Genomic DNA, 20,757 nt, shown 5'->3' with positions numbered 1-20,757 from the left:
TTTCTCCTTTTTTTCTAGTTAACTTTACACTTCTGGATATTCTGGATTTTCTGTATACACAGGTCCCTCAACATCCACTGCCTCAATATCATCTGGGTTGATAATAATTTTCTCGACGGTTTGACCATTCTTCCTAACGATCACAATTTTACCAACACGGATTTGATCCACTCCAGAGGTTACCATCGGAATGCTAACTAGCTTTGTTGTCTCAGCAACTGCGATGTTTGGTGCAGTACCAAAATTAGTTACAGCATAAACGAGTTCATTATCACCTTCACTTCCATCCCCTAGCTCATACGCCTTAATATAATCTGCACTCGATCCACCTTCTGTTGTTGTGTGGAAAATATTTTTATTTTTTAAAAGTGATGGAGGATAGGCAATATAATGTGTTTGAGAACCATATAGTAAATGAACCTCTACTGCATAAATATCTTTTATTCCTGCTGTAAAGTTATTAAAATTGATATTTAGATAATAAGGAGCTGAATCAGCACCTCCCGGTGGATTCACCGTTTGTGGTGTGAGTAGATCTTCAATATTAATCAAATCTGTAGTCAAAGTAACTGTAGGCGTTAGAACCACCGGATCTGGATCTGGATCTGGGCTTGGACCTGGTCCTGGTCCTGGTCCTGGGCCTGGTTCCGTACTAGGCTTGTCTTTATTTCCAGTAGACGAGTTTGCCTTCGGCTTCGCATCTTCTTCAAATTTCTTCTTCTCTTGCTCAGTTAAAGTTTCCTTCAACTTCGCTTCCGCCTCAGCCTTCGCCTTCGCTTCAGCAGCTTTCTGTGCTTCCTCAAGCTTTTTCTTTTCTTCTTCTAGCTTTTTCAAGGCAGCAGCCAGCTTTTGCTTAGCATCTTCTACTTTTTTATCGTTTTCAAGCTTTGCTTTTAACTTCGCTTCTTCAAGTTTTCGCAACTCTTCTTGTTTCTTTTTCTCTAACTCCGGATCAACACCTGCCGTTTTATCAAGCGGTTTGACTTTAGATAAATCCAGCTTTTTTTCCTCTTGCGTGATCTTTTTGTTCGTTTCCTCAATAATTTTGTTTAGTTCCTTCTGATCTAATTTATTCTCAGCTAATGCTTCTTTAGCAATATTACCGATCAAATTCGCTAGATTTTGCTTGACTTTATCTAAATCAGATAGATTTTTGATACTTAAGGAAGTTTGATCATCAACAATAAGGCCCTCTTCAATTTCCTTTTTCTTTTTAGCAATAAACGCTTCGTTTTCCTTATCGATCTCATCTTTGTTCAGTAGTAATTCTTTAATAATTTCAGGAGAAGCTTGTTTGATAAATTCTTCTAGATCAAGGAACTCTACTTTCAAATCCAAGTCCGTTGTTTCATCACGATTATCTAACGTAATTTCTTGCGTCGGGTTTAAGTAGGTAATCGTCGTGGTTTGCGTCTCATCCGAATTGGACGTTACTGTAGATGCGGATACCCTCCCAGAACCTACAGCCATTTTGGTTTTACCAGTAACTGGGTCAACCGAGACGAAGAACTGTGTGCCGCGTACGCCCATGACTGCAGTTGGCGTTTCAACCTCAAATTCATCATCCGCGCCGGCCAACGATTTCACTTTGACCCACATCGAACCTGCCCAAACCTTAAGCTTGGATTTCTTATTTCCATCTGAAGAGTTGAGATCTGATACATTGATCTCCGCATTGTCGCCTAATGTGACATCCGCATCGCCGCTCGCTAAGTTCAGAGTTACTGAGGAGCTTTCCCCCGTATAAATGGTATCCCCCTGATTTAAACTCATTTTCTCGTAAGCATCGTAGGTCTTGGAGCCGCCGCCTTTTTTAATTGTAACGTCCCCTGATAATGCCGAAATAAGGGCAACGCGGACCGTTTTCGCATAGACCGGCTTAACTAACAACACAGATACTAAACTAAACACCAAGCTAAAGCTTAACAATACTGAAATAAATGATTTCTTTGTCATTTCCACTCTGCACGCCTCCCAACAACTCTATTTTATATGCCCGATGACTTCATACACAGCAACCGGTTTTTCTTTCCCTTTTACTTTGATCTCACCAATAGATTCAATCTCAAATAGTCCTTTGACACGCTCATACGTCTGTTCACTAATCAAAATCTGTCCAGGTTTGGCATTAGATTCAAGTCGCGCTGACAAGTTAACGGTATCGCCAATCGCCGTGTAATCCAGCCTTAGATCTTCAGATCCAATATTACCTACAACCGCAGGTCCACTATTAATCCCCAGTCCAAATTTCACACCGATACCAAAATTCTTAATCAACTTCTGCTCGAGAAGATCTGCTTGAGATTTCATCTCGATCGCAGCGCGTACGGCCATTTCTGGGTGATTATCATATTCAATAGGTGCGCCGAACATCGCCATAACGCCATCACCAATGAATTTATCCAATGTTCCATTGAACTTGAAGATTGCTTTTGTACACACATCCAGATACTCATTAAGTACCTGAATAACTTGTTCTGGCTCTAGTCGTTCCGACATTGGGGTAAACCCGCGAATATCAACGAATATCAATGAAATGTCTTTACGGCTTCCGCCAAGTTTGACATCTTCACCTGACTGAAGCAGCTCATCCACAACGGTTTTGGAAACGAATCTACCGAAAATACCAGTAACCCGATTCCGTTCTTTTCGTTCTTCTAAGTAATGGCTAACTAATGACCATACATAGATGGTAACTAGTGCAAATTGTGGATATACAAGCGGTAGGAACAAGGAACCAATGGTATAAAAACCTAACCATACCATGCCATAGATTACGAACATGCCTAGAAAAATGAATAAAGCAGTCTTCCCATTGAACTTTTCAAACAAGATAATAGCAAGCAATGAAATAAGTAGAATAATAGCGATCCCAGCCGAGCTCGAAGCATCCTTGTAAAAAACACTCTCTAACAGGGTTTGAATCATATTGGCATGAATTTCAATCCCAAACATCTTGACTGAGGAAATCGGTGTCGGGTATTCATCCTGCATGGCCGTTTCGAAGGGACCCACTAGCACGATACTACCTTCAAGCGGCAACGGCTTGGTGCTATTCAGAACATCAACGAAAGACAGCATTTCATAACCAGTTGCCGCATCTACCTTTTGTCTTGGCTCCGTGAAGAACTCTGTTGTCACTTGGTTTCTTTCGTTGATTGGCAATTTCTCATTACCACGCAACCACTCGCCAGTTTCAGCATCACGCTTTACCTTCTCATGATCATCCAAAACTAAATTCGCAAGAGCAACACTGAATGCCGGTATGTAGGTACCTTTCTCATCTGGCAAACCGACTGGCAACTTGCGGGCTTTGCCATCCTCATCAACAAACACATTGATATGGGCCATCTGTTCTCTTTTGGTCGTTAGGGTCAAGGAAGGGTAATCAACTTTCTCAGGAACTAATTCTCCTGCTGACTTTTGTTTGGAGGGGTAATTGATTTGTATAGGCAATATAATATTGGAGTACTTCGCTAACACATCAGCTAATGCTTTATCGTCAGCAGGGTTCTTCGAAGGCTCTGCGAGCACAACGTCAATCCCAATTGCTGCTACACCAGATTGTTCCAACTTCTCTATGACTTGCGCGTATGTACTTCGATCCCATGGAAACTTGCCGATGGCAGAAAGTGATTTATCATCGATTTTAACAATCTTGATTCGATCATCTGGCTGACGCTCATCAACCAATTTTGCGCCACGCAAGTTATCTTGTAGAGGGCTCTCCACAAAATAAAATAAACCGTTCGATTGCGCCGTGTAGAAATATGTCGATAACAAAGTTATTAAGAGTCCTACGACTAAAGTCTTAATCCATTTCTTCCTACCCATATAGTCCTCCCCGATTTTACTAGATTCATTGTAAGATGCTATGTAAGAATTGGCAATAAATTGTTACAAAATTCACAGTTTTTCATCAAAAAAAGAGCCCGTTCCTTTTCAGGAAACGAGCTCTTTCGACATTTCGTGATTTTTTCACAAAATGATTCTTTAATTATGATTAGCTAAAAGGTGAATCCGCAACTTTAATGGAGTCAGTCGGGCAGCCATCTTGAGCATCTTGTAGATCATCAAATAGATCTTCAGGAATTTCAGTAACCCCTTTGTTTCCATCTCCATCAAAAATCACTTCTGCCAAACCTTCATCATCGTAATCATAGATATCTGGAGCTGTAGCTCCGCAAGCGCCGCAAGCGATGCAAGTATCTTTATCAACAAATGTATACTTAGCCATGTTTTCTACTCCTCCTCAAATTATCCTCATTGTAAAATATAATATAAATACGGACAAAGTTCAAACCTTAAAATTGACAATCTCCAAAATACTGCTCAATAAAGTCTGCAATTCCATGGATATCATTCAAATTGTAGCGTGGATAAGCAAAGTCATCTTCTAAAATAACTAAATCAGTAGCTACCGCAATCGGACTTGGCACCAACCCTTTAATCATCTCTCTTTGTTCCATTGTACGATAAACGGCAATCTTTGGATGCTTTTCCCTCTTGAAGCCCTCAATAAAAATATAGTCAAGATGGGCATACGCTAGTAAAAGCTCTTCCAGGCTCGGTGATTCCTTCTTCTCATAAACGTGTATGGCATCAGGTGAAAGTGTAACCACAACATCAGCGCCAGACTCAGCGAACATTGTTGAGTCGGCTCCTTTCTCTTCTTTATAATGCCCATGCGCATCATGTTTCATTACCGCAATCCGATGACCGCGATGTTTCATTTCAATAATAAGCTTAGCAACCAATGTTGTTTTCCCACTATTCGAATATCCAGCGAAGCCCAAGCAATGAGCCATATTTCCTCACTCTCCCTCATCCCTATGAAGAGGATTATTTCGCAAATGATCCATCTGCAAGGACGTTCCTCTTACTTTGTGATTTCGAATTAAGGAAGATGGATCATCACTCATCATCCCCGCAGTAAGAATCACACCTTCTCCGAATTTATCACGTAATCCATCCATGACTCTATTCAGGTTCTCCCTGCGCGGCTGCTTCTCGTAATCAAATAAATCGAGCTGCACATAGGATTCTTCCTTGGCGATCAAATTCTGCAACGTAATTCCTAAGAGTCGAACCGGATTTCCGTCCTCCCATTGATGATCGTATAGCTGGCAGGAGGTCCGATATATATCATCCATATGCTCAGTTGGCGTTGGCAAGGTAAGCGATCTGGTAATCGTCCTCATCTCCGGATCGCGGATCGTAATTTGAATCGTTGCAGTCAAAAGCTCTTGCTTACGCAGCCTTCTTGCTACCTGATCCGCTAGATTCAGAAGGACACGATGGATTTCGACGCGATCCGTATAATCACGCGGCAATGTCGTCGTATGTCCGATCGACTTACTCTGCTCTTGTTCTGGATTCACCACAGAGGGGTCAATCCCATTAGCAGCGCGCTTCAAGTGTGCGCCCATCACGCCGAAGCGCTTGCTTAACAGCGTGTCGTCCCCCACTGCCAACTGTCCTAACGTATGGATACCAAGCCTAGAAAGCTTCTCCGCTGTTTTTTTACCAATACCATATAAATAATTACAAGGCTTGTCCCAAAATACAGACGGCACATCACGCAGCCGCAAAACCGTAATCCCATTCGGTTTCTTCATATCTGAACCCATCTTAGCCAACAGCTTATTGGGCGCAACTCCAATGGAGCATGGCAATTGCAACTCTTGCATAATTCTTTTTTGAATACTATTTGCAATTTCAAGCGGTGTTCCAAACTGTTTAGATCCTGTGATATCTACAAAACATTCATCGATAGACATAGATTCTACCATCGGTGAATATCCATAGACTATCTGCATGAACCTCCTGGAGAAATTACGATAGAGATCGAAGTCAGGTCTGATTAAGATGAGTTCCGGACATATTTTTAAAGCTTGCCTAACTTGCATGCCTGTCTTGATTCCTAATGCGCGCGCTGCATATGATGAAGTAACGACGATCCCCTTACGCAGCTCCACACTCCCTGCAACAGCAAGAGGCTTTCCCTTATATAAGTCAGGCTCTACCGCTTCATGAACAGAACAGTAGAAAGCATTCATATCAATATGTAAAATGACTCTGCCTTGCTTGGGATAATGATGCTCTACGGACACCATATGCTTTCCCTCCCAGTGTTAGTGAATCAAATTTCAGAGCCTTCTACTCGAGTGAAACATAACCAACTTCAGATGTCAAAAAAATAATCATTCAAGCTAACGCAATTTTATAATATGATGTCTTTAGCAGTACATTTATGTTATAATCGTAAATTATACATTAGCGCTTTAAAGCAAGCGAAACTACCACATCACTTACACCGAAGTCACTTTGCTAGCTTTTGAAGGAGGAACCCATGCCAACATCAGTCAAAATCTTCGATACCACCCTGCGAGACGGAACTCAAGGAGAAGGTATCTCCCTATCCGTCGAGGATAAAATCAAAATCGCCCGTAAGCTCGATGAGCTCGGGGTTCATTATATTGAAGGCGGATGGCCGGGCAGCAACAGCAAAGACATTGAATTCTTTGAGCGGGCTCGCACGATGACTTTCACGAATGCCAAAATTACCGCTTTCGGAAGCACAAGACGGAAAGATTCAATTGCCGCGGACGACATTAACCTTAATAGACTTGTAGAATCAGGCGCTCCAGTCGCTACGATTTTCGGTAAGTCATGGGACTTTCATGTAACTACGGCCATTCAAACGACACTTGAAGAAAATTTGAATATGATTTATGACTCCGTTCTCTTTCTGAAAAGCAGCGGGATGGAAGTCATTTATGATGCTGAGCATTTCTTCGATGGTTACAAAAATAATCCCGACTATGCGCTGCAAACAATCAAAAAGGCGCAAGATGCTGGAGCTGATTGGATTACGCTTTGTGATACGAATGGCGGATCTTTACCTAATGAGATCACAGCGATCGTAACGACAGTTACGCAGCATGTCTCTACACCGGTAGGTATTCACGCCCATAACGATTGTGAATTAGGCGTAGCTAACTCGCTCGCTGCCGTACAAGCTGGTGCTAGACAAGTCCAAGGGACGATTAACGGCTACGGTGAACGCTGTGGAAATGCTAACCTAAGCTCGATTATCCCTAATTTACAATTGAAGCTTAACTATGATGTGATCTCCACAGATCAATTGAAATCACTCACATCCGTTTCGAGATATATTAGCGAAATTGCCAACATGCATATGCCAGTTAACCAACCTTATGTTGGGAATGCTGCATTTGCTCACAAAGGCGGCATTCATGTCTCAGCTATCCTTAAGGATGCAAGCACGTATGAGCATACGAAGCCTGAGCTCGTAGGAAACAAACAACGCGTGCTTGTTTCCGAGCTTGCAGGTCAAAGCAACGTACTTGTCAAAGCACAAGAACTTAACTTAGATTTCAATAAAGAACACCAGAAGACCAAAGAAGTGATTGAGAAGATTAAGGATATGGAGCATCAGGGATATCAATTCGAAGGTGCTGATGCCACGCTTGAACTTCTATTACGTGAGGCGTTCGAAGGTCTTGAAGAAATTTTCACCTTAGAATCCTTCAAAATGCTCGTAGAGAAAACGGCTAATCACGCAGTTGTTTCCGAAGCAATCGTCAAAGTGAAAGTACATGGCGAAACGATCTATACCGCGGCCGAAGGCAATGGTCCCGTCAACGCGCTTGATAACGCCTTACGGAAAGCACTGATTCAATACTATCCGGATATTAAGAATGTTCATCTTTCTGACTATAAGGTACGTGTATTGGACGAAAAGGATGCAACAGCCGGTAAGGTTCGTGTCTTGATGGAGTCCACAGACTTTAATACCACGTGGAACACACTCGGTGTATCCAGTAATATTATCGAAGCAAGCTGGTATGCTCTCGTAGACAGCTTACGTTATGCCCTCATTAGTCGGAAACGAGTAGAGCCCGCAAACAAAGAGCAACAAGAACGATTAGGATTAGTAAATCATTAAACGTATACAAAAAGCTGCAAGAGCATGATTGCTCTCTTGCAGCTTTTTTAATCGTAGTTTCTTATTCTTCTTTCAAAAGACTCGCCATCTTCTTGTCGAGCTCCTTCGGAGAAAGCACATGAATGATTTCCCGAATCACGCCATTTTTATCAATAAGAAAGCTTGTCGGAATAGCAATAACGTTATAGGTATCCGCATTCGTCCCTTGTTTATCGAGCAGCACCGGGAAAGGATACTGATAAGTGTCTACGAATTTTTTTATATTGTCCATTTTATCCCCAGGCGTCACATTCACCGCATAAAGATCGAATTTCCCCTCATATTTCTTATACAAATTCACCAGATCAGGTGCTTCTTCTTCACAAGGACCGCACCAGGATGCCCAAAAATTCACAAACATCGGCTTTTCACGCGGCCCGCCGACGGAATAATCCTTCCCATCTAAGCCTTGCAATGTAAAAGAAGGAGCTAAGAAATTAACCTTTGCCGCTTGCTCGCTTGGCATGAGGGTTTGTTTGTTTTCATTCTGCACATTTTGATAAACCGCAAAGCCCGCCAATAATAAGACGAAAGCGATTGCGATGAGATTCTTCTTCACAGTATCAACCTCCACTCCCTCTATATTATCTCCAATTCAACGAAAATTCCAACATAACAAACGATAAGTATGCTTTCATCCAATTAGGGAAAAGTAATCCTACTCTTTGCGATGAAAGGAAATGTTCTCATGAAGCAAGCTGCCATTAATCATAAAGGTAAAGTACCAGTTGATAAAATGAATTTTTATGAACATGAAGAAACGTCAGAGAAAAAAAAGACAGACGCCAGCGAAAAAGGAAGCGTTTGGCAATATCTCGCACTTGCATCCATCCCTTTGGTGCTTGTTCTTGGTAATTCCATGCTTGTCCCTATCCTGCCTGATTTGCAAGAGAAAATGAGCATATCCCGTTTCCAAAGTTCACTCATCATTACCCTATTTTCGCTTACTGCAGGCATCATCATCCCGGTATCCGGTTACTTATCTGATCGCTTCACACGCAAGACTGTCATTATCCCTTCACTCATTGTATACGGTTCTGCAGGGATTCTTGCAGGGCTTGGCGCCGTCTGGAACTCGTACCCTACACTTATCACTGCCCGTGCTATTCAAGGCCTCGGAGCGGCAGGTACAGCCCCTATTGCCATGGCCCTAGTAGGAGATATCTACAAAGGTCCCAAAGCCAGCAAAGCTCTCGGCCTCATCGAAGCCTCCAACGGAATCGGTAAGGTTGTTAGCCCTATTTTAGGTTCTCTACTTGCTTTAATGATTTGGTTCGCGCCTTTTTTTGCTTTTCCACTTTTTTGCTTGCTTGCTCTACTTGCCGTTATTTTTATGATCAAAGAACCTGCCAAAGAGAATGAAGCCGAACCCCTTAGACAATATTTGAAACAAATCAAAACCATCCTGAGGAGCAAAGGCCACTGGCTGCTGCCCGCTTTTGTCGCTGGCTCGATCACGCTATTTATCTTATTCGGAGTACTCTTCTACCTCTCGCAAATTTTGGAAGAGAAGCCCTACTACATCGAAGGCGTTCGCAAAGGACTTATCCTCGCCATCCCTTTGCTCTGCCTCGTGATTACCTCATATACCACGGGGGCTAAAATAAAACAAAATGGCAAGCTCATGCGATGGCTCATGAATATCGGTCTCATCATCATGGTCGTATCTCTCGCATTGGCTACGTTCCTTAATGGGAACCTGTATGTCTTCATCGGCTTATTATCACTCAGCGGGATTGGGACAGGACTCCTCCTCCCATGCCTAAACACGCTCATAACCGGGTCGGTCGAGCGAGAGCAGCGCGGTATGATTACTTCGCTATATAATAGCTTACGCTTTATTGGCGTCGCCTTTGGCCCGCCCCTATTCGGTTGGCTTATGAGCATCTCACATAAGACACTCTTCATCACAGTCGCCTCATTAGCCATTCTCATGCTCGCCCTCGTATATTTCTTTATTAAGCCGAAGGCAGAATTGAAAGAACAAACATGATATACTAACCTCATTCGATGCAAGGTGAGGGTGAGAGCATTGGTGAGCATACATTTAACTAAAAAGTTATATGATGAAATTGTAACGCACAGCATCCGTTCTCTCCCCAACGAAGCATGTGGCATCCTGCTAGGAGAAGCCACTTCCTTGCAGACAGATGAACTTCATGTACACACGTTTATACTTCTACGTAATCACGCCAAACATCCAACACGGCAATTTGTCATCAATCCCATTGACATACTTCCGTATCTAAATGATCTCAGTCGTCCTATTGTAGGCCTATTTCATTCGCACCCTACAGCGCCCCCTATCCCTTCAGCTGAGGATCTCCATACGCACTGGCATATGATTCCAACTTACTGGATCTTATCCTTACAACGCGCAGGAAATCCCGATCTCCAGGTTTATCGCCTAAAAAAAACCACCACTACCGCATATCACAAACTTTCGTTTGTCATCGGTCAATGATGGCTTAATAAAGCATATAAATCACCTAGTGTATCCACATCTCTAGCTCTTATTTCTTCCATGAATCGGGACCAAAGCTGTGCGGTCATGAGAGCATCCTCAAGCGCATGGTGACGCACGGTAACAGGAATGTCATAAGCATGAAGAAGGGAGTCCAAGCTTAAGTTTTTCCGTTTGGGCATGAGCCATTTCACAATCATCATAATATCTAGAACACGATGAGATAAGCTAACCTTTGACGTACGCCACAAGGCCGAGTTCAAAAAGTTTTTATCATGGCCAATCGCATGTGCGACTAGGATTTTCTGCTGAACGAATTCCAAGAAATCACTTAATACACCAATCAAATCAGGCGCATCACACGCCATTTCATTCGTAATTCCGGTTAGCTTCACAATCTCATCTGGTATCTTACGCTTTGGATTCACCATTTTATAAAAGGTATCTTGCGTCTGCACCTCACCGCCAATAACAGAGACAGCGCCGAACGAAATAATTTCATCACCGTTATAGGGAGAGAAGCCTGTCGTCTCAAGATCAAACACCACGATTTCCATCGAATGCAGGGGGATTTCAAACAAAGAATCTTTCCGTTGCTCTTTCAACATCGACCGAATAAAAGCCATTTGCTGCGCACTTTGTGCATCAAACATCGAGGTTAGGGCCGGCGTTAATCCACCCATCTTATACAAATGCCACATACGACCTGCTGGACGCATATCTTTCACTTCAGTCACCACTCCCTACAAATGAAACGTGATTTCCGATTCCGATTATCTAACCTTTTTCTCTCTCTATGTGTGATCCAATGGATTTACTGACATATTTCTGCAATTCAATACCCGTCCGTAGACATCGCTTTAATTGCACACGTGTTTCCTTGTTTAGCTGAGCCCTCGTAAGTTTACCTCTTGTCGTATATTTCTCTTCATCTAACTGAAAAGGAGTCATACCCCTAAGCTGTAGTGCGATAGAAAAAGCGATTTCCCAATCATTTGCCAGCTGCTCTGAAACGACCGCGTTGGTCTTTAGCTGCTTAATTCGTTCTAATGTAGAAGTGGCTAGAATCCCTGCTTGAATAGCAAGCAGCCTAATCCCGTTTACAATCGGAATATAAGCACCATATTTGATATCAAACCCACCCGCATCTTCGCCATATCTCTCTGTAATTAAATGACTAAATACACCTAACGAAATTTTGTGATGCAACGTATTCGATAGCAAATATTTCAAGATACCTGGATGCTCCTGGACATAAGTTAGAAATGCTTCTTTCAGTTGCTTTACCAATGCCTCGGAACCATAAATACAACGCAAATCCGCCAAAATGAGCAAATAACGTACATTTTCCCAATCCGGTTCCTTAAACCAACCATTCATCATCTCCGTGTATCCATGCAGCGACTTTCGCCATTGCGGATTGCTCGAAATGACATTCCCTTCACAGGGAGGGTAACCTAATATATCCAAACCGCGAAGAATATACGAGGTAAGCTTATCAAAATAGGCATCTATTTCCTCTTGCGTTTGTGTTTCGCTATCCTCATAAATAAGTGCATTGTCCTGATCACTCCAGAGTGTTTGTTCCCCCCTACCACCACTGCCTAACAGAATAAAAGCGTAGGCGACAGGCGGCTTCCCATAACCTTCATCCTCAAGTAACTGCTCAGCTAGCTGGGCGGTTCTCTGAATCAACGCATCATGCACTTGGTTGATTTGCTGCCCTATTTCAGAAGTATTGGAAAAAAGGAGATGCTCCCGAAACATCTCATGCACCTGATCTCTGGTGATTCGCATTTCTTCGAATTGCTCCGATTGATAAATGCGTTCCAGGATCCGTTCCATTGAGAGATGGTTCATGTTGCATCCCCTTTGCTCTAGTAGAAAGTATATGTGTAGTTAAACGGACACGCCGTTTTGAGCTGCTTTTTTCATTTGCTCAGGATATCCGTATGAACCATGCTCAGACAGATCCAGACCAATGATCTCTTCTTCTTCTGTAACACGAAGACCAATTGTAGCTTTAAGAATGCCTAGGATAATGAAGGAAAGAACAAGTACGAATGCAAGAGCTCCAGCAAGACCTAGCGCTTGAACACCTAGTTGGTGGAAGCCACCGCCGTAGAATAAACCCGCACCACCGACACCTACTTTAGCTGAAAGCTCAGGCGTTGCGAATAAACCAGTGGAAAGTGTACCCCAGATACCAGCGATACCGTGAACGGAAAAAGCATAGATCGGATCGTCGATTCCAGCTTTTTCGAACCATTGTGCTGTGAAGAATGTTACGATACCCGCTACTGCACCAATAACGATTGCAGCCCAAGCGTCTACGAAAGCACATGCTGCAGTGATAGCAACAAGCGCAGCCAGAACACCATTCAACATGCTAGGAATATCCGCTTTACCAAAGTACATCCAAGAGATAATCAATGCAGCTACAGCACCTGCCGCAGCAGCCATATTCGTTGTCAATGCGATGTAACCGAAGAAACCATCGTTCATTGCGCTAAGCGTGCTACCTGGGTTGAAACCGAACCAACCGATCCAAAGGATGATAACACCGAGAACAGACAATACTTGGTTGTGACCTGGAATCAAGTTAGGCGTTTTATCTTTATTATATTTGCCAATACGCGGTTTAAGCAAGATCGTTGCAACTAATGCTGCAGTCGCACCTTGTAAGTGAACAACCGTCGAACCTGCGAAATCTTGCATACCCAATTTGCTCAACCAGCCGCCGCCCCAAACCCAGTGCGCTACGATTGGATAAATAACTACTGTAAACAAAATTCCGAAGATGAAGTAAACTGGAAGTTTCGCTCTTTCTGCGAATCCACCCCAAGCGATTGCAAGGGAGACACCAGCGAAAGCTAATTGGAACAAGAATTTAATGCCGATTGGAACATCCGAGAAGGAGAGAGATCCGAATGCCGCAGCAGCTTGATCTTCTAAACCTGTTACGAAGAACCCTGTTTCTCCGAAGAATGCATTTCCATCACCGAAGGCGAAACCAAAACCTACAGCCCAGAATGCAATGGCACATAATCCGAAAGTTAAAATCGTTTTACCGGCTACGTGACCGGCATTTTTCATTCTAGTTGACCCCGCTTCTAGAAGTGCAAAACCAGCTTGCATGAAAATGACTAAGATTGCTGCTAACATAACCCACACTGCATCAATTGCACTCTGTAATTGTGGTACCGTTGCCTCATCCGCTGCAAATGCGAGTGTAGGGAACAATAATGACATAAGACCGAAAGCTAACAACAACTTCTTAACCATACGACCACTTCCTTTAATGTTAGATTAAGTAACATGTAATGAAACTCTTAATGTCATTATATACAGGTTAATTGGGTTTGACAATAGGAATTTCATCAAAAAAATGAAAAAAGCGAAAAATAACCTAACATGAAACAAGCATAATTCGTGTTTAGCTACATAAGAGATCTTAATTCACACGATTTACATCATTTTCCGATGTCAGCTTTTCGAAGTATCACGTTTGACTGTACGGTTTGCAATCAGTTATCATGATTATATAGAAGAAAGAAATTCAAACCATTGGAGTAGAGGTGAATTTAGCATGGGGAATGAGAAGCTTTACAAAATCGGAGAGCTCGCTAAGCTTGCTGATGTCAGCCCTCGTACCATTGATTACTACACCAAGCTGAGCTTAATTGAACCAGAGAAAAGATCGGAAACAAACTACCGACTTTACAGCGATGAAACCTTGCATCGACTAAAGCGTATTGAATCAATGAAGAGCGAGAAATATACCTTAGAGGAAATCAAAATAAATTTACAACAATGGAGTAAAGTGTCCTCCGACGATACAGTGACAGATAAGCTCACATCCCTTCAACTTCATCTTGAACAGTTAATGAAGGAAGCCAAGGAGCTGAGCCCGCTCGTTCAGCAATTAAAGCCTAAACAGCTGAAAAAGCTGTATCACATCCTAACACAACCGACCGCAGCATGCATTGAAGCACTTATTGTTCTTCTAGGTAAAAATCCGTTCTCATAATTGAATTACGGAGGAGTGCCCTATGTTTCATTATCCGATGGATATTCTAATTATCATTGCGTTCGCCCTTTCCATGTGGGCTTCATTCCGAGTGCGCGGGACTTTCAAGAAGTGGTCTAGCGTACCGGTGTACTCTCATATGACAGGTGCCGAAGCAGCAAGAAGGATGTTAGATGCCAACGGTCTTTATGAGGTGCCTGTCGAAGCAGTACCAGGCACGTTGACAGACCACTACGATCCAATGGCACGTACAGTGCGCTTATCGGAGCCCGTCTACTTCCAAAGCTCCATCTCAGCCGTGTCTGTTGCCTGTCATGAAGTCGGTCATGCTATCCAACATCAAGTTCACTATCCAATGCTTGTTGCTAGACACAAAATGTTCCCTGTTGTTAATTTCACTTCCGGCGTGGCTCCAATCCTGATCCTAGCGGGTTTCATTTTTCAAAGTATCCCTTGGCTACTTGAAATCGGCATTATTTTCTTTGCCGTAGCCGTAGCTTTTCAATTAGTTACGTTACCCGTTGAATTTAACGCAAGTACCAGAGCTCGCAATGAAATGGTGGCACATGGCTTCATCTCAAATGAAGAAGAACGTGGTGTGGCTAAAGTTTTGAATGCTGCCGCGTTAACCTATGTTGCTGCTGCGTTGATCTCAGTGCTTGAGCTTCTGAAATACATCATGATTTTCAATGGCCGTAATAACAACGATTAACAATAAAAGCTCTCCCATTTCAAGTTGCTTAGGCACTTGTTGGGAGAGCTTTTACTACCACAATAGAGAGTATAAGTTTTCGGTAACCGAAAACATCTTTCTATTTGGCGATAAAACCCACCTCTAAACGCGGTCGCTCATCTTCGAGTGGCATCGATAGAGGTTTTCTCATTTGAAATATTCATTTAGGAATCGTCGAAACACTTCAGCCACCAGTGGCAGCTTCACACCCTTGCGACAAATTAACCCAACCGTCCTTGTAACCTGAGGATCCGTAACACGAATCTTGACCGGTTGCATTTGACCACCTTCCAATAAAGCCATTGACGGAAGCAAGCTGACTCCCATACCCGCGGCAACAAGACCTCGAATCGTGTCCGTCTCTTCACCCTCGAACTCAATTTTCGGCACGAAACCTGCCTTGTGACAAGCCTCCATCACGATTGTTCGAAGCGTGTACTCTTCACTAAACATAACAAAGGGCTCATTCTTTAACTGCTCGAGTCGAATCGATGTATAGTCTGCCAGAATATGATTGGAAGGAATAATGGCGAACAGCTCTTCCGTTAATAGAATCTCCCCCGTCACATGCTCATGTGATTCTGGAAAGGGTGAAATAAAGGCGAGGTCGATCTCCCCTCTCGAAACATCACGAATCAATGAGGTGTATGTACCTTGACGCAATCTAAACTTCACATTCGGATGATTTTTCTTAAAAGCTGCAACAACCGCAGGAAGTAAATTGATGACTAAGCTATGCGGGAATCCAATACGAATTTCGCCTGCTTCTGGATCGAGAAATTCGTGGATTTCACCCACCGCGCGCTCCAAGTCCGTTAGAATGCCTTCAACTCGGCTAAGAAATAAATGCCCAACAGAGGTTAAATGTAAATTCCGCCCCTTTTGCACAAATAAATCAACCCCCAGCTCTTCTTCGAGCAAATGGATTTGTCTACTTACCGCAGACTGTGCCACGTGCATCTCTTCCGCTGCTTGGGTCACATGTTGTTTCCTTGCTACTTTCACAAAATATTGCAATTGTCTTAATTCCACGTGAGTAAATCCCCCGACTTAACTACATGATGACGAAACGAAATCCGTTCTTTGACTCCGATTATAGCCCTACAGCAACCATTGGACAACTTATCAGCAAAAAGCTTATAATAAGTGAGTTGTTATTTAGCATGGATAATAAAGGAGGAAAACATTCAATGGCACAAGAACGTACTGGTGTAGCTACCCTGAAAAGCAATCCTATCACATTGGTAGGACCCGAAATCAAAGTGGGTGACAAAGCCCCTAATTTCACAGTAAACAAAGATCTAGTAACACAAGTTACACTTGCTGATTATGCAGGTAAAGTGAAATTGATCTCCGTAGTTCCTTCCTTGGATACAGGCGTTTGTGATGCACAAACGCGTCGTTTCAATGAAGAAGCAGCTAGCCTTGGTGAGAATGTTGCTGTTCTTACAATCTCTGTTGATCTTCCGTTCGCACAAGCTCGCTGGTGTGGCGCTGCAGGTATCGACAAAGTGATCACATTGTCTGATTACAAGACCAAATCCTTTGGTGAAGCTTATGGCGTATTGATCAAAGAACTTCAATTAGATATGCGTGCTATCTTCGTTATCGACGCTAATGACACGGTTCAATACGTTGAGTACCTTGGCGAAATGACAGCTCACCCGAACTACGAAGCAGCTGTAGAAGCTGTTAAAAAATTAGTTTAATCCACACAAATAAAACAGCAAGGAGGCCAAGCTTCCCTGCTGTTTTTGTTATCCATCGATTTTATATGAAGCAAGCTTACGGTCTAATTGTTTATAAATATCTAGAATTGTACGATAATTGGAACCAAGATCCCCCATGGACCCACGTGAAGCTGAATAAATATCAACAGCCGTTTTCACAGGATTGATGGCAAACAATGTCAATGTTACGTCTTGGGTTCTCCCAGTCACGGTTCTACGCTCAGCAAGGATTTCTCCCACATTCGGAACCTCGTGAAGTAGCTTGTACCCAGGCGTTTTCTTCAATACAGCCGTTACCTCTTCCCAAACCTGCTCTTTCGGCAGCTTAAAATATCTAGTTTTGAGTAAAGGATCTCTGGCTTTTTCCCCTGTCGTTTCATGACTACGTACTAATCCGATTAAAGTTCTCTTTAGCAAAAGCCCTTTCCCCCTTCAATGAAGTGCATGTAGACCACTTGCCATTTCAACACTATTCTCTATAATACCATTGATTAGCCTTTAGAAAAAGAGGTAAATGAAAAATCGGAGGACAGCTCCCCCGATTATAATGATCTTATACAATTTTATCCAAAAAATGTACTATACAGCAGATATGCGTTTAATCCCGCGATTAAAATGGCTACAAACCAACTCAAAATCGCCATCCACTTTGGAATAACCAGCTCACCCATCTTTTTACGATCCGATGTGAAAGTAACAAGCGGGATCACTGCAAAAGATAGCTGCAAGGATAAAATAACTTGGCTGAGAATAAGCAAATCCGTCGCTCCGCTTTCCCCATAAATACCAATCACGATAACCGCGGGAATGATCGCAATTAAACGTGTAATCAATCGACGCAGCCAAGGCGTCAATCGGATGTTCAGGAAGCCTTCCATGACGATCTGACCGGCAAGTGTTCCTGTTAGTGTCGAGTTCTGACCGGATGCTAAGAGCGCAACTGCAAATAATATACTCGCCGCTCCCGTGCCTAGCATTGGTCCGAGGAGATGATACGCATCTTGAATTTCCGCAACTTCTTTCCCAGCTGAATGAAAGGCCGCCGCTGATAGAATGAGAATCGCTGCGTTAACGAATAATGCGAGCATTAAGGCAACGGTTGAATCGATTGTCGAGAATTTAATCGCTTCGCGTTTCCCTTCGATCGTTGGTTCAATTTGACGCGTTTGAACAATGGATGAATGCAAATATAAATTATGCGGCATCACGGTTGCACCTAGAATACCAAGGGCAATATATAACATAGCTGGATTCGTTACAATTTCAGTTGTTGGAATAAAGCCTGCAGCTACCGCAGCGAATTCAGGTTGAGAGAAAATAAGCTCCATGATGAAACACACCATAATAAGTACGATTAAACTAATGACCATTGCTTCAATGTAACGGAAGCCCCGCTTCTGGAGCATAAGCACCAAGAGAACATCAAGCGATGTTAGAATGACGCCATAGATGAGCGGTAAACCAAAAAGTAATTGCAAGGCAATCGCGGCCCCAATAACCTCAGCTAAGTCACATGCAGCTATAGCAAGCTCGCATAAAAACCAAAGCGCATAAGAAACCGGCTTACTATAATGATCACGGCACGCCTGCGCTAAATCTCTACCCGTCACGATACCTAGACGACCGGATAAAGCCTGCAATAGAATGGCCATTAAATTAGAAATTAAGATAACTGAAAGCAGTGTATATCCGAATTGTGAACCACCTGCCAAATCCGTAGCCCAGTTTCCTGGATCCATATACCCAACAGCTACGAGATATCCAGGTCCCACGAAGGCTAGAAGCTTACGGAAAAAGCCTGCTTTTTTAGGTACTTTCATACTATGATGAACTTCAGGTAAACTCGGCATGGATGAATCTTTCCGCCATCCGTTCGGTTCCTGATCCGGTTGTTTCATTGCAACTTCCATTGTCTACCCCTTCTTTCACAAGACCAATAATGTTGTTCTAGGGAAACTTTTATATGTAGTATACTACATATGCCCATCTTATGCTACTGGTAAACATTTATGTTCCTATGAAATTGTTTTTCCCTGAGGCAATTTTTGAGACAAGTTTTCTCAGGCAACTCATTCTCACCAAAAATTCAATGCAAAAAAATCAGAGAAAAAGAAGGATATTTGATGCTATGGGCGAATACATTGATTAAGTTATCTTTGTATATTCAGTAAACAAACAAAGAATATCGAAGCAATGACCATACTTCATTATAAAAGGGTGATCCTCATGTCTTATTTTATGGGTTTGGATTTAGGCACATCTGCAATTAAATGCATTCTAGTCGATGAAGCCGGTACAGTTATTGGCTCACATTCCGTCCCATATCCGCTGCAACAACCGCATCCAGGTTGGGCCGAGCAGCATCCTGAAGATTGGTGGAACGCCACCATCGCGGGCATTCAAGGGCTCTTGGCCAGTACTAGCGTAGCTGGCGATGCCGTAGCAGGCGTTGGCTTCTCCGGCCAGATGCACGGCTCGGTCTTCCTTGATGAGGCGCAGCAGGTCATCCGGCCTGCGCTGCTCTGGTGCGACCAGCGCACCGCTGAGCAGTGCGCCTACATCGAGGCGACCGTCGGCGAAGCCGAGCTCGGCCGCCTCACGGGCAATAAGGCGCTGACCGGCTTCACCGCGCCCAAGCTCCTCTGGCTCCGGCAGCATGAGCCGGAGAACTACTCCCGCGTTCGGCATCTCCTGCTACCGAAGGATTACGTCAGGCTGCGCCTGACGGGGGCGTTCGGCATGGACATGGCCGACGCCAGCGGCACGCTGCTGCTCGATGTAGCCCATCGCAGTTGGTCCCAAACCGTCGCGGAGCGGTTAGAGATACCGCTCGAGTGGCTGCCGCCGCTCTATGAGTCTGGCGACATCGCCGGGCACCTGCTGCCTGAGGCAGCAGCGCTGACCGGCCTAGCCCCAGGCACGCCGATCGTTGTCGGTGGCGGCGATCAGGCCTGCGGCGCCGTTGGGGTTGGCGTCGTTCGCCAAGGCATCGCCTCGGTGGCGCTCGGCACTTCCGGCGTCGTCTTCGTCCACGACGACTCCTACCAGGTGGATGAAGCATACCGGCTTCATTCTTTCTGTCATGGCGTGCCAGGCAAGTGGCACCGCATGGGTGTCATGCTCGCGGCTGGCGGCTCGTTCCAGTGGTGGCGCAATCACTTTGCCAGCGAAGAGCTTGCTCGTGCGCAGCAAGAAGGCAAAGATGTGTACGAGATTCTAACAGCTGAAGCAGCTACGGCTCCGCTAGGAAGCGAAGGCTTACTGTTCCTTCCTTACTTATCTGGTGAGCGGACGCCACATCCCGATCCAAAGGCACGCGGCGCTTTCATCGGGCTCAACCTTAGACACGGCAAAGCACATTTAACCCGTGCTGTTCTCGAGGGCATCACCTTCGGTCTTCGCGATTCTATGGAATTGATTCGTGAATCCGGCATTGAAGTGACTGAGCTTCGTGTTAATGGCGGAGGCGCGAGAAGCCTATTCTGGCGTCAAATGATTGCTGACATTTTCGGAATTCCAGTTGTTACGGTCAATTCAACCGACGGTCCTGCTTATGGAGCAGCGATCATGGCCGCTTCTGGTGTCCTTCAAGTCGATATTACCAAACTGTGCGAAGAATGGATTCACGTTACGGATCGTGTAGAACCTAACGCCCAGAATCAGCAGAAATATGAAGCCTATTATAACGTGTATCGCAGCCTCTACCCTACACTGCAAAGCACATTCCATCAGTTAACGGATCTTGCGGAGCTATCGAATAAATAAAAAAAGGTTGAGCAGGCTTACACC

19 protein-coding genes are annotated in these 20,757 nt (G+C 43.9%); 7 read left to right on the top strand and 12 right to left on the bottom strand.

The features are described 5' to 3' along the window. Positions 1 to 24: 24 nt before the first annotated feature. The 5 genes from AC58PQ_RS07090 to AC58PQ_RS07070 form a co-directional block, all read right to left on the bottom strand. Positions 25 to 1,956 carry a FecR family protein gene (locus AC58PQ_RS07090; protein WP_497241306.1) on the bottom strand — a complete coding sequence of 644 codons (1,932 nt, stop codon included), beginning with the start codon at positions 1,954 to 1,956 and terminating at the stop codon, positions 25 to 27. 27 nt (positions 1,957 to 1,983) lie between these two features. Next, entirely contained in the window at positions 1,984 to 3,834 is a 1,851-nt protein-coding gene (locus AC58PQ_RS07085; RefSeq protein WP_497241241.1) for a CHASE2 domain-containing protein, read from the bottom strand. Between the two features lie 169 nt (positions 3,835 to 4,003). Beyond that, positions 4,004 to 4,237: a ferredoxin gene (locus AC58PQ_RS07080; protein ID WP_028556576.1), complete on the bottom strand. Its 234-nt coding sequence runs from the start codon at positions 4,235 to 4,237 to the stop codon at positions 4,004 to 4,006. 67 nt (positions 4,238 to 4,304) lie between these two features. Continuing rightward, complete coding sequence (gene mobB, locus AC58PQ_RS07075; RefSeq protein ID WP_497241240.1) at positions 4,305 to 4,808, bottom strand: molybdopterin-guanine dinucleotide biosynthesis protein B; 504 nt, start codon at positions 4,806 to 4,808, stop codon at positions 4,305 to 4,307. Between the two features lie 6 nt (positions 4,809 to 4,814). After that, the gene (locus AC58PQ_RS07070; RefSeq protein WP_497241239.1) at positions 4,815 to 6,116 is read right to left on the bottom strand and encodes a DNA polymerase IV; all 1,302 of its coding nucleotides are present in this window, start codon (positions 6,114 to 6,116) and stop codon (positions 4,815 to 4,817) included. Positions 6,117 to 6,352: 236 nt separating this feature from the next. Here AC58PQ_RS07070 and cimA point away from each other — a divergent pair, with 236 nt between their 5' ends. Beyond that, positions 6,353 to 7,972, top strand: coding sequence for a citramalate synthase (gene cimA / locus AC58PQ_RS07065; protein ID WP_497241238.1), 1,620 nt, complete (start codon positions 6,353 to 6,355; stop codon positions 7,970 to 7,972). A 61-nt stretch (positions 7,973 to 8,033) separates the two neighbouring features. Here cimA and AC58PQ_RS07060 read toward each other — a convergent pair whose 3' ends face one another. After that, complete coding sequence (locus AC58PQ_RS07060; protein ID WP_497241237.1) at positions 8,034 to 8,570, bottom strand: TlpA family protein disulfide reductase; 537 nt, start codon at positions 8,568 to 8,570, stop codon at positions 8,034 to 8,036. Between the two features lie 177 nt (positions 8,571 to 8,747). Between AC58PQ_RS07060 and AC58PQ_RS07055 the strand changes: the two genes are divergently transcribed. Further along, the gene (locus AC58PQ_RS07055; RefSeq protein ID WP_497241305.1) at positions 8,748 to 10,004 is read left to right on the top strand and encodes an MFS transporter; all 1,257 of its coding nucleotides are present in this window, start codon (positions 8,748 to 8,750) and stop codon (positions 10,002 to 10,004) included. Positions 10,005 to 10,028: 24 nt separating this feature from the next. Beyond that, a complete protein-coding gene (locus tag AC58PQ_RS07050; protein WP_497241236.1) occupies positions 10,029 to 10,475 on the top strand; it encodes a M67 family metallopeptidase in 447 nt (148 codons plus the stop codon). On the opposite strand, the gene AC58PQ_RS07045 is transcribed toward AC58PQ_RS07050, so the two are convergent. From AC58PQ_RS07045 to AC58PQ_RS07035, 3 genes are read right to left on the bottom strand one after another with little or no spacing between them, the layout of a single operon-like run. Further along, entirely contained in the window at positions 10,469 to 11,203 is a 735-nt protein-coding gene (locus AC58PQ_RS07045) for an exonuclease domain-containing protein (RefSeq protein WP_497241235.1), read from the bottom strand. The genes AC58PQ_RS07050 and AC58PQ_RS07045 overlap by 7 nt on opposite strands. 49 nt (positions 11,204 to 11,252) lie before the next feature. Beyond that, the gene (locus tag AC58PQ_RS07040) at positions 11,253 to 12,335 is read right to left on the bottom strand and encodes a DUF294 nucleotidyltransferase-like domain-containing protein (protein ID WP_497241234.1); all 1,083 of its coding nucleotides are present in this window, start codon (positions 12,333 to 12,335) and stop codon (positions 11,253 to 11,255) included. 39 nt (positions 12,336 to 12,374) lie between these two features. Beyond that, positions 12,375 to 13,760, bottom strand: a complete 1,386-nt coding sequence (locus tag AC58PQ_RS07035; protein ID WP_497241233.1) for an ammonium transporter — start codon at positions 13,758 to 13,760, stop codon at positions 12,375 to 12,377. A 304-nt stretch (positions 13,761 to 14,064) separates the two neighbouring features. On the opposite strand from AC58PQ_RS07035, the gene AC58PQ_RS07030 reads away from it, so the two are divergent. Together AC58PQ_RS07030 and AC58PQ_RS07025 are read left to right on the top strand one after the other, a co-directional pair. Beyond that, positions 14,065 to 14,505: a MerR family transcriptional regulator gene (locus AC58PQ_RS07030; protein ID WP_497241232.1), complete on the top strand. Its 441-nt coding sequence runs from the start codon at positions 14,065 to 14,067 to the stop codon at positions 14,503 to 14,505. 22 nt (positions 14,506 to 14,527) lie between these two features. Next, complete coding sequence (locus AC58PQ_RS07025; RefSeq protein WP_497241231.1) at positions 14,528 to 15,217, top strand: zinc metallopeptidase; 690 nt, start codon at positions 14,528 to 14,530, stop codon at positions 15,215 to 15,217. A 168-nt stretch (positions 15,218 to 15,385) separates the two neighbouring features. Here the strand turns inward: AC58PQ_RS07025 and gltC are convergent, their stop codons facing one another. Beyond that, on the bottom strand, positions 15,386 to 16,270 hold the full coding sequence (gltC, locus tag AC58PQ_RS07020; protein ID WP_497241230.1) for a glutamate biosynthesis transcriptional regulator GltC: 885 nt from the start codon (positions 16,268 to 16,270) through the stop codon (positions 15,386 to 15,388). A 158-nt stretch (positions 16,271 to 16,428) separates the two neighbouring features. Here gltC and tpx point away from each other — a divergent pair, with 158 nt between their 5' ends. Next, positions 16,429 to 16,947, top strand: coding sequence for a thiol peroxidase (gene tpx, locus AC58PQ_RS07015; RefSeq protein WP_497241229.1), 519 nt, complete (start codon positions 16,429 to 16,431; stop codon positions 16,945 to 16,947). Between the two features lie 48 nt (positions 16,948 to 16,995). On the opposite strand, the gene AC58PQ_RS07010 is transcribed toward tpx, so the two are convergent. Both AC58PQ_RS07010 and AC58PQ_RS07005 read right to left on the bottom strand, forming a co-directional pair. Further along, the gene (locus tag AC58PQ_RS07010; RefSeq protein WP_477592161.1) at positions 16,996 to 17,385 is read right to left on the bottom strand and encodes a DUF1499 domain-containing protein; all 390 of its coding nucleotides are present in this window, start codon (positions 17,383 to 17,385) and stop codon (positions 16,996 to 16,998) included. 146 nt (positions 17,386 to 17,531) lie between these two features. Further along, positions 17,532 to 18,878, bottom strand: coding sequence for an Nramp family divalent metal transporter (locus tag AC58PQ_RS07005; RefSeq protein ID WP_497241228.1), 1,347 nt, complete (start codon positions 18,876 to 18,878; stop codon positions 17,532 to 17,534). 283 nt (positions 18,879 to 19,161) lie between these two features. Here AC58PQ_RS07005 and xylB point away from each other — a divergent pair, with 283 nt between their 5' ends. Continuing rightward, positions 19,162 to 20,733, top strand: coding sequence for a xylulokinase (xylB, locus tag AC58PQ_RS07000; protein ID WP_497241227.1), 1,572 nt, complete (start codon positions 19,162 to 19,164; stop codon positions 20,731 to 20,733). The last annotated feature ends 24 nt before the right edge of the window (positions 20,734 to 20,757 follow it).

This window comes from Paenibacillus sp. J22P143 (genome assembly GCF_059692035.1).
The sequence above is the reverse complement of the archived record's forward strand: the minus strand, read 5'-3'. Positions and strand labels throughout refer to the sequence as shown.